The sequence below is a fragment of the Methylorubrum podarium genome, assembly GCF_040270385.1.
Lineage (GTDB): Bacteria > Pseudomonadota > Alphaproteobacteria > Rhizobiales > Beijerinckiaceae > Methylobacterium > Methylobacterium podarium.
In genome coordinates this window covers 90,912-105,410 of sequence record NZ_JBELQE010000084.1, presented here as the reverse complement: position 1 = coordinate 105,410, position 14,499 = coordinate 90,912, and the positions used below count along the sequence as shown (strand labels likewise).

Below are 14,499 nucleotides of genomic sequence, written 5' to 3'. Positions count from 1 at the left end.
GCGCGGCGGGCCTTACGCCGCCGCGTCGAGGAGCGAGCCGCCCGGCCGCACATGGGTGAAGCGGACGGGCTCCATGGCGAGGTCGAAGGCCTCGCCGTGACGACGCACGACGGTGTAGCGCGAGGTCGCGAGGTCCGAGGTCTCGGGGTAATCCTCGCGGAAATGCGCGCCCCGGCTGTCGGTGCGGGCCAACGCCGCCCGCGCGACGGCCTGGGACACCAGAACGAGGTTTTCCAGATTCAGCCGGTCCATCCAGGTGAGCGCGTAGCGCCGGTCGCCGTCTGGCGCGCCCGATCGGGTGACGGCCTGCTCCAAGCCGTCGAGGGCCGTGAGCGCCCGCTCCAGGCCGGCGGCGTCCCGGAGGATGCCGACGTCGGTCCACATCGTCTCGTACAGGGCCTCGCGGATCGCGGGCAGCTCGGCCGCCGGACGGCCGACGGGACCGTAGGCGCGGGCGAGGCCGGCCTCGATCGCGCGCGGATCGGGATCGGCGAGGCGCCCGTCGCGCGCGACGGCGCGGGCCATGGACTGGCCGGCAAGCCCGCCGAACACGGTCGAGTTCGCCACCCCGTTGCCGCCGAGCCGGTTCGCCCCGTGCACGCCGCCGGTATCCTCGCCCGCCGCAAAGAGACGCGGCATCGCGGTGGTGCAATCGACGGCGAAGGCGATGCCGCCCATCATGTAGTGGGCGGTCGGGATCACCTCGACCAGACCGCCGGCGAGGTCGAAGCCGCAATCGGCGCAGCGCTCGACCATGCCCTTGAACTTGCGGCGCACATCCTCGGGTCCGAGATGGCTCATCTGGATGTGGACGCCCCCGCTCGGGGTGGCGAAGCCCTCGCGGATGCGCCGCATGATCGAGCGGCTGACGACGTCGCGGGTGGCCCGCTCTCCGCGCGGGTCGTAGGCGTGCATGAAGCGTTCGCCGGTCGAATCGAGCAGCCAGCCGCCCGCCCCGCGCAGGCCCTCCTCCAGCACCGTGCCGGTCATGCGGGTGCCGTCCCCGGCGAGCAGCCCGGTGGGGTGGAACTGCACCATCTCCATGTCGCGCAGGGGAAGTCCCGCCCGCAGCGCCATGGCGAGCCCGTCGCAGGACTTGTCGCCGGACGGCGTGTGGTACTTGTACATGGTCGGCCCGCCGCCGGTGGCGAGCAGCACGGCCTTGGCCCGGATCAGCTTCGGCTCGCCGGTGCGCATGTCGAGCATCAGGACGCCCGCGAGCCCGGATCCGTCGCGGGCCGGGATCAGTTCCAGCGCCCGGTGGTCCTCCAGGCGGCGCACGTCGCGGCGCCAGACCTGCTCGGACAGGCGGTTGATGATCTCGATGCCGGTGAGGTCGCCCTTGTGCACCGTGCGATCGAAGGTCTGGCCGGCAAAAGCCTTCTGGTGCACGCTGCCGTCGGCATTGCGGTCGAAGAAGCAGCCGAGCTCCGTCTCGAGCTCACGGATGCGAACCTGCGCCTCGGTGACGAGCGTCCAGGCGAGCGCTTGGTCGTTGAGCCACTTGCCGCCCTCGACCGTGTCCATGAAGTGGCGCTCGACCGAGTCGCCCGGCGCCAACGCCACGTTGTAGCCGCCCTGGACCATGCGGGTGCAGCCGCACTTGCCGAGCAGGCCCTTCACCGCGACCGTCACGTCGAGGTCGGGCGCGGTCTTCTTGGCGTGGAGCGCCGCGAACAGGCCGGCCCCGCCGGAGCCGAGGATCAGGATATCGGTCTCGACCTGAGCTGGATTCATCGCGCGTTCTCCAGGCTGGCCACCACCGCGTCGCGGCGGGCGGCCACGTCGCGCTGCACCTCGGCGAAGAGCGAGCCGCCGTGCGAATCCATGCCCACCAGCAGCGGACCGAAATCGCGGATGGCGAAGCGCCACAGGCTCTCGGGATGGAGGTCGTCGAGGTCGACATCCTCGATCCGCTCGATCCAGGTGGTCTCCAGGGCCGCGGCGCCGCCGACGATGGCGAGGTAGGCGCCCCCGCGCTCGGCGAAGGCCTTGAGCGTCGCCGGCCCCATGCCGCCCTTGCCGACGATCAGGCGAACGCCCTCGCGCGCCATCAGGGCGTCGGTGAAGCGCTCCATGCGCATCGAGGTCGTGGTGCCGATGCAGAACGGCGCGTAGCCGACCGGCGCCTCGGGTGACGGCTCGACCCGGTGCACGTTCGGCGCGGTGTGGATCACCGCGTGGCCGGCGAGGTCGAGCCGGGTCGGCCGGTCCCGGTCGAACATGTGGATCAGGGTCGCGTCGCGGATGCCGAACAGCCAGCGCCGCAGGGTCACGGTGTCGCCGATCCGAAGGGCCCGGATCTCGGCCTCACCGGCCGGCATGTCGAGGACGTGGTGGGCCACGACTGTCTCCTCAATCGAAGGCGATGCCGCCCGGCGTGATCGTCGCGCGGGCGCGGCGGGCCGAGTGGCACTGGATGTTCACTGCGACCGGGTTCTGGGTGATGTGGGTGGCGGCCAGTTCGACGTGCACGGCGAAGCTGGTCGAGCGCCCGCCGAGCCCCTGCGGGCCGATGCCGAGTTCGTTCACCGCGCGCGACAGCTCCGCCTCGATCCGCGCGCCCTCCGGGTCGGCGCAGACCGAGCGCAGCGGCCGGGTCGCCGCCACCTTGGCGAGGTGCATGCACAGGTCGGAGGTGCCGCCCAATCCGACGCCGACGATGGTCGGCGGGCAGACCCGGCCGCCGAGCTCGATCACCCGGTCGATCACGAAGCGTTTGGCCGCGCCGATCCCGTCGGAGGGCAGCAGCATCTGCAGGAAGGAGCCGTTCTCCGAGCCCGAGCCCTTCGGGATCATCTCGACCGCGACGGTCTCAGGGCTGTCGTCGAAATCGATGTGGATGATCGGAACCCGGATGCCGCAGGAGGTCTGCTCGTTCGTCCGGGTGATCGGGTGGACCACGGAGGAGCGAAGGGAGAACTCCTTCGTCGCCCGCTCGCAGCCGCGCCGGATCGCGGCCTTCAGCGCGACGCCGTCGAAACCGACGTCGCGGCCGATGCGGATGTTGTAGATCGGGATGCCGGTGTCCTGGCAGAGGATGTTCTTGGTGCGCTCGGCGACCGCGACGTTCTCCACCATCGTGTCGAGGATGGCGCGGCCGGTCGTGCTGGTCTCGGCCCGCTGCAGGTCGGCGAAGCCGGCCTTGATGTCGGGCGGCAGGATCTTCAGGGCCCGGACGTAGAGGTCGCGGCAGACCTCCTCGAATTCGTGCAGGTCGAGGTCCATGGCGGATCTCCGGGATGTGCCGGGGGAGGGGGTCGGCGGGGCGTCAGGCCCCGCTGAGCAGGAACAGGAGGCCGATCGCGAACGCGGTCGCGAGGCAGCCCGAGACGACGACGGCGGTGCGCTCGCGGTAGCTCAGCCACTCGATCGCCAGCACCCGCAGGCCGAGCGCCATGTGGACGGCCAGCGCGCAGACGAGGCCCCACTCGGCGGTGCGCACGAAGCCGTTGTGGGTGAGGCCGAGGAAGCTCTCGAGCCGGTCGGCGCCCTGGAGCGCGGTGCCGAGGGCGATGAAGTGCATCGGCAGGAACAGCGCCAGCGCGATGCCGGAGAGCCGGTGGATCAGCGCGGCGGCGAAACCCGGCCGGCGGTGGGGGGCGTGGGTGATGCCGGGGCTCAGGGACGCTCTCATGCCGGGTCTCCCGGATGCTGCCTCAGGGCGCTGTTCTTCCTCCGCCCGCTGCGGGGGGAGGGAATGTGCCCTGCCGATGCGGCGTGCGCGCTCATGCCCAGTACACCGCCAGCGTCGCGCGCAGTCCCAGCCCCGCCAGCAGGGCCGAGACGGCGAGCATGGCGAGGTCGAGGGAGCGGCCGCGCCAGCCGGTCCACTCGCGCAGCACGCTGCGCAGGCCGATCGGCGCGTGGATCGCCGCCGCCAGCACGAAGACCGCGTAGAACAGCAGGAAGCCGACATTTCCCTGCGTCCGACCGAGGATCTCGCCCGCGGTGAGCCCGCCGCGCACCGCGTAGAGGATCGTGCCGAGATGCACCGCCACGGTGAGCGCCAGGATCGCGGCGGTGCCGCGCTGGGCGAGGTAGAGAAGCGGGCTCATCCGCGCCTCCAGAGCCGGCGGAGCGCCGCCCTACCGGTCTCGCGCTTGAGCCCGGCGATGGCGAAGGTGGGGCTGAGGGCCTTCGGACAGTGTTCCGTGCAGCTCATGTGGCTGTGGCAGGAATGGCAGCCGGCATCACCCGCCACCGCCGCGAGGCGCGCGTCGCCGTCGCGGTCGCGCACGTCGTTGACGAGGGTCCAGGCCCGGTTCAGCGCCGCCGGGCCGAGATAATCGGGGTTCCACGTCACCAGATCGCAGGCGGCGTAGCAGACGCCGCAATTGATGCACTCGATGCCCGCATCCGCCTCGCGGCGCTCCGCGGAATCGGGAAGCACCGTTGCGAAATCGTCCGGCGGGTTCTCGCCCGGCTCGAAATAGCCGTGGGCGCGACGCCACTTCTCGAAGAAGGGCTCCATGTCGACGGCGAGATCCTTCACCACCGGCAGGTTGCGCAGCGGCTCCAGCAGCAATTCGCCCTCCGGGGCCACGGCGGCGACGCGGGTCCGGCAGGTCCAGCGCGGGCGCCCGTTCACCGTCATGCCGCAGGAACCGCACATGCCGACCCGGCAGGCGAAGCGGTAGGCCAGCGTCGGATCCTGCTCGCGCTGGATCTCGGTGACGACGTCGAGCACGGTCTGGTTGGCGCGCCGCGGCACGGCGAAGTCCTCGATGCCGTCCCCGCGCCGGATGCGGACCCGCAGCGCCTCGGTGGCGCCCCGTGCGGCGGCGGCGTGATCGACGGGCGCCGTCACCGCGCGGCCTCTTTCGGGGCACCGGTGTCGGAGGCGGGGAAGAACAGCTCGCTCTCGGCGCTCGCCTTGGCCGAGACCAGCCCGGCGCGGTTCATGTAGCCGAGGTAGTCGAGCATCCGCTTCGGCGCGGTCGTCCACTCGTTCTGCGGCGCGCGGATGATCGCCACCGCCTCCTCCTGCGAGAGTTTCGCCCCCTCGGCCTTGATCCAGAGCGCGGCGGCCCGGTTCGGGTCGTCGCGGATCAGCTTCAGGCTGTCCTCCAGCGCCGCCAGGAAGGCCGCGGTCACCTTCGGGTTCGCGGTGACGAAGCGGCCGGAGGCCCAGACGAGGTTGAAGGTGTGCGGCCCGCCCATCACGTCGAAGCTGTCGAGCACCTTGCGGGCACGGGGATCCTTCAACTCCAGTTCCTGGAACGGCGGCGCGCCGAAATGCGCGGTGATCTCCGAGCGGCCGCCCAGCATCGCGGTCTGCGCGTCCGGATGCCCCATCGAGACGGTGAGCGGGTCGAGCTTGCCCTGCTGGCCCGCCCCGAACGCCTGCTCGGCGGCCATCTGCAGGGTGATCGCCTGGATCGAGGTCTTCACGGTCGGGAGCGCGATCTTGTCCTTCGGCCCGAAATCCTTGATCGACTTCACGTCGGGATTGACCGTCACCAGCCAGAGCGGCATCGCGTTCAGGGCCGCCACGCCCTTGACCTTGATGTTGGTCTGCGTGCGGCCCCAGATCGTCAGGAACGGGCCGACACCGCCGGCGGCGAGATCGAGATTGCCGGAGAGCAGGGCCTCGTTCATGCCGGAGCCGCCGGTGAAGCGCAGCCACTCGGCCTTGATGTCGAGGCCGCGCGCCTTGGCCTGCTTCTCCAGCAGGCCCTCCTCCTCCATCACGGTCAGCGGCAGGTAGGAAATCCCGAACTGCTTGGCGAGCCGGACGGTCGATACCTCGGCCGAGGCCGCGCCGAGCGCCGCCCACAAAGCCGCGACCGTGCCGACGAGCCGGATCATGTTCCGTGCCGTCATGGCGTTCCTCACCAGTTTCGCGCCGATCTGTCGATGCCGTCAGCGTCGCGCCGAGGATACGCCCAGGCCGGAGGCTGTCAACATTAATATGTCATATACATGACTTGAGCGGGGTGTGAGGGCGGTGGCGTTCGGATGCCCCTGAGCCGCAGGCCCGCGGCCGACGGAAGACCGTCCCGGCTTGGATGTTGGCGCTGGCCGGCAAAGGTCATCCCGAGGTGCTGCCGACACCTCGGGATGACGATCGCTCTCGAATGATGCCTAGTCGGCGCGTCAGGCCTGCATGCCCCAGCGCTGGATGGTGTGGCTCTCGATCGTCTGGAAGATCAAGTTCTCGACGACGAGGCCGATCAGGATCACGGTCAGGAGCCCGGCGAACACGTTCGGGATGTCGAGCATGTTCTTGTTCTCGAAGATGTACCAGCCGAGACCACCGGAACCGGACGAGACGCCGAAGACGAGTTCCGCCGCGATGAGCGTGCGCCACGCGAAGGCCCAGCCGACCTTCAGGCCGGTGAGGATGCTGGGAAACGCCGCGGGAATCAGGATCTTCCGGATGAGGCTCGCGCCGCTGAGGCCGTAGTTGCGTCCGACCATCTTCAGCGTCCGGCTCACCGAGAGGAAGCCGGAATGCGTGTTGAGGGCGATCGCCCAGGTAACGGAATGCACCAGCACGAAGACGAGACTTCCGTTGCCGAGGCCGAACCAAATCAGTGCCAGCGGCAGCAATGCGATCGCCGGCAGCGGATTGAGCATCGACGTCATGGTTTCGAGGAAGTCGGTGCCGATCCGCGAGGCGATGGCGAGGCCCGTCAGCACCGTCGCGAGCACGATCCCGATACCGTAGCCGACCAGCAGGATCTTCACCGATCCCCAGGCCCGGAGGGGCAGCGTCCCGTCCGCCATGCCGCGGAAGAAGGCCGCGAGCGTCGAGGTGAAGGTCGGAAACAGAAGATCGTTGTCGAGATATCGCCCGTAGATCTCCCAGATCGAGGCCAGCACGGCCAGGATGAGGATCTTGCGCAGCCAGGCTTGGTTGTAGAGCAGTTCCAGCGTCGTCAGCGGCTTCTCGACGATGGTGCCGCCCTGCGCGGAGAGCCGCTCGCGGACGATCTCGGGGCGCGAGGGGGCCATGGGCACAGCCTCGGCGAGGGCATTCGCGCTAGACATTCTCCGCCTCCTTGATCTCCTCCGCAAACAGCATCTGCTGGATGCGGCTCTCGAGGCCCGCCTGCTCTCCCGGCGAGGACGCACTGTTCAATTCGGCCTTCACCTCGCCCGGATGCGGCGAGAGCAGGAGGATCCGCGAGCCGATCTTGATCGCTTCGGGGATGGAGTGGGTGACGAAGAGGACGGTGAAGCGGGTCTCGTCCCAGAGCGCGAGGAGCTCGTCCTGCATCCGCCGTCGCGTGAGGGCGTCGAGGGCCGCAAAGGGCTCGTCCATCAGCAGGATGTCGGGCTCCATCGCCATCCCGCGGGCGATTGCGACGCGCTGCTTCATGCCCCCGGACAGCATGTGCGGATAGCTGTCGAGGAACTTCGTGAGGTTGACCTTGTCGATATAGGCCATCGCTCGTTCCTCGGCGGCGCGGCCGGTGAGGCGGCCGGAGGCTTCGAGGGCGAAGACGACGTTCTGCTTGACCGTCTTCCAGGGCAGGAGCTGATCGAATTCCTGGAAGACCATCATCCGATCCGGACCCGGACCGGTCACGACCTGGCCCTTCAGCCGGATCTCGCCCTCGGTCGGCGCCATGTAGCCGCCGACCGCCTTGAGGAGCGTCGACTTTCCGCAGCCGGATGGGCCGAGCAGAACAAAACGATCGCCCGGCAGAACGTCGAAGCTGACCTTGTAGGTCGCAGTGATCAGGTGATGCGGCGTCTTGTATCGCAGCGTAACGCCGTCGACCTCCAACAGCGGTTGATTCAAGTCCATACGCTCCTCCCTGCGCCGCGGCTCAGGCCACGATCTTTTGCGAGCTATGTCTTGTTTCTATTTGCGCTTCGGCACGGCCGTACGCCGCGACGATAATCTTCAGACGTGTTGAGCCGAAGATCCAGCGAAAAGGTGTCCGGAAGGTCCGTGAACGGGCCCTGATGGCTTGCGTATCGGTTGGCGAACCCGAAGCCGGCTCTCCCGGCTGAACTCGCGCGTCGATGGCAGAATGCCGCGACCTTCATAGCAAGCTCGTCTGCCTCAAGCAAGCTCATATATCATTTACAAGACTTCGGTGGAGTGGCTAGATCATGGCGCGTTCGAGCCGTCTTGCGTACGTCTCTTCCTGTCCCGGCGGCTCGCCCAGTCGGGACGGCACGAGGCGGAGGGGACATTCCGCTCGTTGGCCGCAACGATCCGAGGGAGGATGCCATGACAGCCAAGCGCGACGACGCACCGACGATCCCGGTGCAAACGGCCGGCCTCGACCGGCGCGGCTTCCTCGCTGGGGCCGGACTTGCAGGCGCCGCACTCGGATCCGGGACGGTGATGACGGCCGGCTCCGTCCGCGCGCAGGAGGCGAAGCCGAGCGAGGCCGCGAAGCCGGCCGCCGCCGCCGATTCCGCCTCCTTCGCTTTCGAGGGCAAAGATTCCGGGCTGACGAGCCTCGGCGATCGGCCTCTGGTGGCGGAGACGCCGGCGCACCTGCTCGACGACGACACCACCCCGATCTCGAAGTTCTTCATCCGCTGCAACGGGCAGGTGCCCGAGGCGGCGGCCGATCGGGAAAACTGGTCGCTGACGATCGATGGCGAGGTCGAGGCGCCGCTGGTCCTCTCGCTCAAGGAGTTGAAGGAGCGCTTCAAGCCCAGGACCTACCGCATGGTGCTGGAATGCGGCGGCAACGGCCGGTCGTTCTTCCAGCCGCCGGCGCGCGGCAACCAGTGGACCAACGGCGGGGCCGGCTGCGCGGAATGGACCGGCATCCCGCTGAACGAGGTGCTCCGGGCGGCGAAGGTCAAGCCGTCGGCGCAGTACACGGCCCATCACGGCGCCGACCCCCATCTCTCGGGCGATGCCAAGAAGGAGAGCCTGTCGCGCGGCATGCCCGTCGCCAAGGCGATGGAGGAGCACAACCTGCTGGTCTTCGCGATGAACGGCGAGCCGCTGCCGAACATCCACGGCGGCCCCCTGAGGCTCGTCGTGCCCGGTTGGCCGGGCTCGCTGTCCCACAAGTGGCTGACGCGGATCACCCTGCGCGACCGGGAGCACGACGGCCAGGGGATGACCGGTCACTCGTACCGACTGCCCGAGCGGCCGCTGGTGCCTGGCTCCAAGGGCGACGGCGTACCCTTCCGCATCCTCGAATCGATGCCGGTCAGGGCCGTGACCACGTCGCCGGCGAACGGCACGCGGCTGCCGGCGGGCGCGCACGATCTCGATCTACGCGGCGCGGCCTGGGGTGGCGACGTTCCGATCGCCCGCGTCGATGTCAGCATCGATGGCGGTCAGACCTGGAGCGAGGCCAAGCTCGCGGCGCTCAAGAATCGCTACGACTGGCACCGCTGGACGGCCCGGCTCAGACTTCCGTCGGACGGCTACTACGAGATCTTCGCCCGCGCGACCGACGTCAACGGCCGGACGCAGCCGACCCTGGCGACCAACTGGAACCCGCAGGGCTACGGCGGCAATGCCCAGCACCGCATCGCGATCCTGGTGGGCTGAGCCGATGCCGATCCGCTCCCTGATCGCCGCTGCCGCGCTCTTGCTCGGCGCGGTCTCGACTCCGGTCTCGGCTCAGCCGACCGCACCGCGGGAGGAGAGTGCCGAATCCCTTCCCGCCGCTCCCGGACGCGACGAGGCGTTCGGCACCTGCTCCGCCTGCCACGCCTACCGGCTCGTTGCGGCGCAGGGCTTGAGCCGTGAACGCTGGGACGAGACCATCACGCTCATGAGCGAGAAGCACGGCATGGCGAAGCTCGACGACGACGAGCGCCGGGTCGTCCTCGATTACCTGGCCAAGGCACACCCGCCGAAGAAAACGACCGGGACGGGCGGGTTCCAGGTTCCTTTCGCGCCGCAATAGGCCGCGCGCGAGCGGACGTGGCGTTTCGGCTGTCACGCCCGTCGTCCCCTTGAGCGCCCCGGACCGCAGTCTGAGGTGCCTTCACGACGACGGGGAGGACTCCGGCGCGTCGCTTCGAGCCGGGATCGGGCGGAGCCTGCGGGCCCGGCGATTCAGTATTCCGAACCAGAAGCTCGGTTCGGTTTCGGTCCTAGGCGGCGAACCCGGCGATCTTCTTGATGAGTTCGGCCTGGTTCTTGGTGCCGGATTTCCCGTAGACGCGGTTCAGGTGCGTCTTCACGGTCGAGCGCGCGATGCCGACGGCGTCGGCAATGGCGTCGAGGCCGTTCAGGCGCAACGTCGCCTCGACCACGCGGATCTCGCTGGCCGTGAGATGGTGCCGTCGGGCGAACACTTCCAGCGGACTGGCGACGGCCGGTTGCGGTGATCGCACGAAGATGGCCGCGACCGCCGTTCGCGGCTCTCTCTCAGGGCCGAGGCGATCGTCGGAGAGGGGCATGACGATCGCCGTCCAGCTGCCGTCCCCGGGCGCCGACAGCGGGATCGCGTGATCGTCGATGGGACTTCCGTTGCGTTCACCAAGGGTGCGCAGATGGTCGAAGATGGCGCGGTCGGCCGCGGTCGAGGTCGCCCGCAAGCGTCCGCCGACGTCGCGCAGGAGGCGTCCCTCCTCGATCATGCGCTGACCGCGCGCGTTGGCGAGGACGAGGCGTCCGGTCTCGGCGACGAGAAACACGCCGGCCTCGATCTGGTCGAGCGTCCCGGTCAGGGCGGCCTCGCGCCGACGGCTGCTCACGAACAGTCGCCCGATCGCGACCGACCGCAGGAGATGGGGGGCGAGCAGGGCCATCCTCCGCCGGGCCGCCTGATCGATCGGCCGCCTCTGCCACTGAACGGTCAGGAAGGCGGCGCGGGTCGCCTCCTTCTCGAGGACGATCCCCAGCGAATCGGTCATCTCCTGCGGCAGCAGCCATTCTCGATGGAAGCGGGTCTGTTCCATCTCCGCATTCGGCACCACATCGCTCGCAGCCATGACGGCACCGACAGGTTCGAAGGCAAAAGCTGGAAAGAGCGGGTTGAGAGCTGCGTATTGTTCCAGGTAGATCTTGCTGTAATAGGGATTGTCGTTGAATCGGAATAGCGTATCGACTTCCGGCTTGAGCGCGTCGTGCCAGTACATCAAGGCTTGATTGCCGCCGACGAATAGACAGATACTTTCAATGGCGTCGGGCCAAAGCTTGGGATCAACAGCCGCATCGTACATCCGCGCGATCACGGCGGACAGGGCGGCGGGATCTGGGTCGCTCAACGTCACCTCCGACAGGCCCGACGAAGATACGCGCCGGCTGTGGCCGAATTACAAGCCTAAACCTCTACCATTCCGTCTCCACCCTAGGGTGGACGCTCAACCTAGAGATATTTGGCAGGGTGCCAGTAGCGTGATCGGCGTGTGCACGAAGAGTGCCAGCGGCCGATCTCGCCGATCGGGGGTATCGCGTGGTCGATCACGTCTTCGGGTCTGCGACAGATTTCGTTCGCCTTGCTTTCGAGCCGTTCAGCCCCCGCCCAACGCTCACGACCGCTCCCGATTTCACGTGTGCGGAAGATGACATCGCAGCCGTGCCCACGTCCTCTAAAGCAATCAGGCTTCTATGAGGTTACGAGATGCCTTCCGCTAGACCACCTCGCTTTACCGTCTCGGCGAACTATCGCGGACATCACAAGGAGGCCATGCGTAGCCTTGCTGCGAGCGCGATGTGCCTCGCTGACGACTGGGCCAACAAGGGCTACGCTGACATTCGCATCACGGATGGCATCGGCGTTACGATGAGCCGAGAGCGGTTCCGCTCAACGATGCTTGTTGTCCGGCGGCTCAGCGCTCGCTGCCAATTGTGCTAGCACTGTTGAGCGTGGCGGGAACACAAAGTCCGCCCTCGATCGGAAAGCCCCACCGGCTCATGGCTTCGTGGAATTCCGTCGGAGCAGGCACGGCGCAAGAACTGCGCGGGATCTGTGCAATTCCGACAGCACGAGAGGTTATGGGATATGTGGCGGAGACGGAGGGATTCGAACCCTCGATACCCTTATTAGGGGTATGCTCATTTAGCAAACGAGTGCCTTCAGCCTCTCGGCCACGTCTCCCCGCAGGTCGGCTGTAGAAGCTCCGGGGCGGCGGGTCAACCCGGTCGGCGCGGGGTTGTGACGCGGCGCTCGTAATGCTTGGCCACGCGCAGGTGGCGGGAGATCGCGTAGTTCATCGCCGTGAGGAAACCGTAGGCGCCGCGCACGAAGTGGCGGCGGCCGAAATAGGCCTTCAGGAAGTTGCCCGGCAATTCGACGTAGAGGCGCCAGGCCGGGATCGTCACGCCGCGGGCGTCGAGGTCATCGGCCTGCTGGTCCGAATAGCGGTTGAGCTTGTCGAGCTGGTCGCCCAGCGAGCGCACCGAGAAATGGTGGATGCGCCCCTTGATCCGCCCCACGGTGACGCCCGCCCCCAGCACGACACGGTCGTGGACCGGCGAGGTGGAGTAGGTGCTGCGATCCCGCCGGTAGATCCGGACCGGGGTCAGGACGTAGGCCCAGGGATGGGGGCGCGTCTCGCCCGGAAAGATCTCGGCGATGGCGATGCTCCACGCGGCATGCGCGGGCTCCTCGTCGGCGAAGACGGCGCGGATCTGCTCGGCGAGGTCGGCGGGCACGACCTCGTCCGCGTCGAGGTTGAACACCCAGTCGTGGCGGCACTGGCCCTCGGCGAAGCGCTTCTGCCGGCCGTAGCCCGGCCAGTCGTTGTGGATCACCCGGGCCCCGAGCGAGGCGGCGAGCGCCTGCGTCCCGTCGGTCGAGCCGGAATCGACGACGACGATGTCGTCGGCGAGCTCGCGCACGGCCGCGATGGTCGCGCCGATGCGATCGACTTCGTTCTTGACGATGATGAAGACGGAGAGCGGGAGCGGGGCCATGAGTCTCGTTACGCGCGGCGCCAACGCTGTACCGGCCGGGTTCTGCATGAACAAGCACGGCGCCAAGTCTTCGGCTCCACACGCATTGCTGCGTCGGACCGGCATCCAGCACGGGGGAGTGTCGTTTATCCGGCGGCGTCCGCGAGCCGCTTGCGCTGGACCTTGCCGTTGGCGGTACGCGGCAGCGCGTCGAGGAAGCGGACGGCGCGCGGCGCCTTGTAGGCGGCCAGGCGCTCGCCGCACCACGCCAGCAGGGCGTCCTCGTCCGGTTCGGCGCCGGGGCGGAGCACCACGAAGGCGGCGATCACCCGCAGATCCGGGCGAACGGCCAGCTCCGTCACGCCGACCTCGGCGATGTCGGGATGGACGGCCAGCACGCCCTCCACCTCGACCGGCGAGACGCGGTAGCCCATGGCGTTCATCAGGTCGTCGTTGCGGCCTTGAAACCAGAGGTATCCGTCCGCATCGAGGCGCGCGAGGTCGCCGCCGGCGAACCATTCGCCCCGCAGCACCGCCGCCTCCTCCTCCGGCCGCTGCCAGTAGCCGAGCATCAGGCCGGGATCGGAGCGGTGGACCGCGAGCAGGCCGGTCTTGCCGGCCGGCAGCGGCTCGGGCGGACCCTCGACGGGCAGGATCGCCACCCGGCGGCCCGGCTGCGGTCGTCCGGGCGAGCCGGGGCGGACGGGGATGGTCGGGCCGCTCGACACGTAGGTCGAGATCTCGCTCATGCCGAGCGCCTCGTAGAGCGGCTTGGCCGTGGCCCGCGTCCACGCTTCGAGAAGGTCCGCCGACAGGGCCTCGCCCGCGGTGACGCCGTGGCGAAGCCGCGCAAGGTCGTGCTCGGCGAGGTCGGCGTATTTGAGGATCTGGCGGTAGACGCTCGGCACCGCCGCGAAGATCGTCGCGCCCTGCTCGGCGATCAGGCGCGGCCAGATCCCGCGGTCGCGCGGGCCGTTGTAGAGCACGGTCGTCGCGCCGCAGGCCCAGGGGTCGGTGATGCCGACGCCGAGCGTGTAGGTCCAGTTCATGGTGCCGGCATGCAGCATCACATCGGACTCGGTCAGTCCGAGCCAGTGCGCGTGCATCGGCCGGCGGCCCCAGATGGCACGGTGGGCGTGGAGGACGCCCTTCGGGCGGCTCGTCGTGCCGGAGGTGTAGACGAGGGTCGCCGGGTCGTCGGCGGCGGTGTCGGCGTAGTCGGCGAGCGGCTCGCCCGCCTTCATCGCCCCGATTGCTTGGGAATCCAGCCGAAGACAGCCTGCGGGAGCGCCCGCGCCGGAATCGGAAAAGCCTTCGCCGGTCACCACGGCGGAGACGCCGGCATTCTCCATCAGGAAGGCCGCTTCGTCGGCCGTCAGCTGCGGCGAGGAGGGCAGAGCGACGAGGCCGGCGGCGAGCGCGCCGAAATAGACCAGCACGTAATCGGTCTCGTTGCCCATGCGGATCATCACCCGGTCGCCGGCGCGCAGGCCGAGGCCGAGCAGGCCCGCCGCGATGCCGCGCACCGCCCGGTCGGCCTGCCCGTAGGTGAGGCGGCTGACGCTGCCGCCCTCGCCGACCATGACCAGCGCGGTCTTGTCGCCGCGCAGCCGGGCATTCTCCGCGAGGCAGTGGCGGGCCGCGTTGAAGCGGGCGGGTGGCTGGCGGTCGTCTGCGGTCGGCACGGCGGGCGTTTCCGGTGATCTTCGTGTTTG

Annotated in this window: 14 protein-coding genes and 1 tRNA gene; 2 read left to right on the top strand and 13 right to left on the bottom strand. The window is 68.8% G+C overall.

The genetic code is table 11. The features are described from left to right. Positions 1–12: 12 nt before the first annotated feature. From ABS772_RS15470 to ABS772_RS15430, 9 genes are all read right to left on the bottom strand, one after another. Positions 13–1,737 carry an L-aspartate oxidase gene (locus ABS772_RS15470; protein WP_350395729.1) on the bottom strand — a complete coding sequence of 575 codons (1,725 nt, stop codon included), beginning with the start codon at positions 1,735–1,737 and terminating at the stop codon, positions 13–15. Next, positions 1,734–2,345, bottom strand: coding sequence for a fumarate hydratase C-terminal domain-containing protein (locus tag ABS772_RS15465; protein ID WP_238253764.1), 612 nt, complete (start codon positions 2,343–2,345; stop codon positions 1,734–1,736). Before ABS772_RS15465 ends, ABS772_RS15470 begins: the two co-directional genes overlap by 4 nt. A gap of 10 nt (positions 2,346–2,355) precedes the next feature. Then, the gene (locus ABS772_RS15460; RefSeq protein ID WP_350395728.1) at positions 2,356–3,228 is read right to left on the bottom strand and encodes a fumarate hydratase; all 873 of its coding nucleotides are present in this window, start codon (positions 3,226–3,228) and stop codon (positions 2,356–2,358) included. A gap of 43 nt (positions 3,229–3,271) precedes the next feature. Next, the gene (locus ABS772_RS15455) at positions 3,272–3,637 is read right to left on the bottom strand and encodes a succinate dehydrogenase, cytochrome b556 subunit (protein WP_238253786.1); all 366 of its coding nucleotides are present in this window, start codon (positions 3,635–3,637) and stop codon (positions 3,272–3,274) included. 91 nt (positions 3,638–3,728) lie between these two features. Next, entirely contained in the window at positions 3,729–4,058 is a 330-nt protein-coding gene (locus tag ABS772_RS15450; protein ID WP_350395727.1) for a succinate dehydrogenase, read from the bottom strand. Continuing rightward, positions 4,055–4,810: a succinate dehydrogenase/fumarate reductase iron-sulfur subunit gene (locus ABS772_RS15445; protein ID WP_350395726.1), complete on the bottom strand. Its 756-nt coding sequence runs from the start codon at positions 4,808–4,810 to the stop codon at positions 4,055–4,057. The genes ABS772_RS15450 and ABS772_RS15445 overlap by 4 nt, the downstream gene beginning before the upstream one ends. Next, positions 4,807–5,826, bottom strand: coding sequence for an ABC transporter substrate-binding protein (locus ABS772_RS15440; RefSeq protein ID WP_350395725.1), 1,020 nt, complete (start codon positions 5,824–5,826; stop codon positions 4,807–4,809). The genes ABS772_RS15445 and ABS772_RS15440 overlap by 4 nt, the downstream gene beginning before the upstream one ends. 273 nt (positions 5,827–6,099) lie before the next feature. Next, positions 6,100–6,996, bottom strand: a complete 897-nt coding sequence (locus ABS772_RS15435; RefSeq protein WP_238253800.1) for an ABC transporter permease — start codon at positions 6,994–6,996, stop codon at positions 6,100–6,102. Then, positions 6,989–7,759 carry an ABC transporter ATP-binding protein gene (locus ABS772_RS15430; RefSeq protein ID WP_350395724.1) on the bottom strand — a complete coding sequence of 257 codons (771 nt, stop codon included), beginning with the start codon at positions 7,757–7,759 and terminating at the stop codon, positions 6,989–6,991. The genes ABS772_RS15435 and ABS772_RS15430 overlap by 8 nt, the downstream gene beginning before the upstream one ends. A gap of 432 nt (positions 7,760–8,191) precedes the next feature. Here ABS772_RS15430 and ABS772_RS15425 point away from each other — a divergent pair, with 432 nt between their 5' ends. Both ABS772_RS15425 and ABS772_RS15420 read left to right on the top strand, forming a co-directional pair. Further along, the gene (locus tag ABS772_RS15425; protein WP_350395723.1) at positions 8,192–9,484 is read left to right on the top strand and encodes a sulfite oxidase; all 1,293 of its coding nucleotides are present in this window, start codon (positions 8,192–8,194) and stop codon (positions 9,482–9,484) included. 4 nt (positions 9,485–9,488) lie between these two features. Continuing rightward, positions 9,489–9,845 carry a hypothetical protein gene (locus tag ABS772_RS15420; protein ID WP_350395722.1) on the top strand — a complete coding sequence of 119 codons (357 nt, stop codon included), beginning with the start codon at positions 9,489–9,491 and terminating at the stop codon, positions 9,843–9,845. A 190-nt stretch (positions 9,846–10,035) separates the two neighbouring features. Here ABS772_RS15420 and ABS772_RS15415 read toward each other — a convergent pair whose 3' ends face one another. The 4 genes from ABS772_RS15415 to ABS772_RS15400 form a co-directional block, all read right to left on the bottom strand. Then, complete coding sequence (locus tag ABS772_RS15415) at positions 10,036–11,154, bottom strand: helix-turn-helix transcriptional regulator (protein ID WP_350395721.1); 1,119 nt, start codon at positions 11,152–11,154, stop codon at positions 10,036–10,038. 740 nt (positions 11,155–11,894) lie between these two features. Continuing rightward, positions 11,895–11,987: transfer RNA gene (locus ABS772_RS15410), tRNA-Ser, on the bottom strand. A 35-nt stretch (positions 11,988–12,022) separates the two neighbouring features. Further along, the gene (locus ABS772_RS15405; protein WP_350395720.1) at positions 12,023–12,805 is read right to left on the bottom strand and encodes a glycosyltransferase family 2 protein; all 783 of its coding nucleotides are present in this window, start codon (positions 12,803–12,805) and stop codon (positions 12,023–12,025) included. A gap of 125 nt (positions 12,806–12,930) precedes the next feature. Then, complete coding sequence (locus ABS772_RS15400; protein WP_350395719.1) at positions 12,931–14,469, bottom strand: class I adenylate-forming enzyme family protein; 1,539 nt, start codon at positions 14,467–14,469, stop codon at positions 12,931–12,933. Positions 14,470–14,499: the final 30 nt, after the last annotated feature.

Coding starts and splice junctions, on each gene's coding strand:
- ABS772_RS15470 (WP_350395729.1), bottom strand. CDS start 1,737: ATGAATCCAGCTCAGGTCGAGACCGATATCCTGATCCTCGGCTCCGGC.
- ABS772_RS15460 (WP_350395728.1), bottom strand. CDS start 3,228: ATGGACCTCGACCTGCACGAATTCGAGGAGGTCTGCCGCGACCTCTAC.
- ABS772_RS15455 (WP_238253786.1), bottom strand. CDS start 3,637: ATGAGAGCGTCCCTGAGCCCCGGCATCACCCACGCCCCCCACCGCCGG.
- ABS772_RS15450 (WP_350395727.1), bottom strand. CDS start 4,058: ATGAGCCCGCTTCTCTACCTCGCCCAGCGCGGCACCGCCGCGATCCTG.
- ABS772_RS15440 (WP_350395725.1), bottom strand. CDS start 5,826: ATGACGGCACGGAACATGATCCGGCTCGTCGGCACGGTCGCGGCTTTG.
- ABS772_RS15435 (WP_238253800.1), bottom strand. CDS start 6,996: ATGTCTAGCGCGAATGCCCTCGCCGAGGCTGTGCCCATGGCCCCCTCG.
- ABS772_RS15430 (WP_350395724.1), bottom strand. CDS start 7,759: ATGGACTTGAATCAACCGCTGTTGGAGGTCGACGGCGTTACGCTGCGA.
- ABS772_RS15425 (WP_350395723.1), top strand. CDS start 8,192: ATGACAGCCAAGCGCGACGACGCACCGACGATCCCGGTGCAAACGGCC.
- ABS772_RS15420 (WP_350395722.1), top strand. CDS start 9,489: ATGCCGATCCGCTCCCTGATCGCCGCTGCCGCGCTCTTGCTCGGCGCG.
- ABS772_RS15405 (WP_350395720.1), bottom strand. CDS start 12,805: ATGGCCCCGCTCCCGCTCTCCGTCTTCATCATCGTCAAGAACGAAGTC.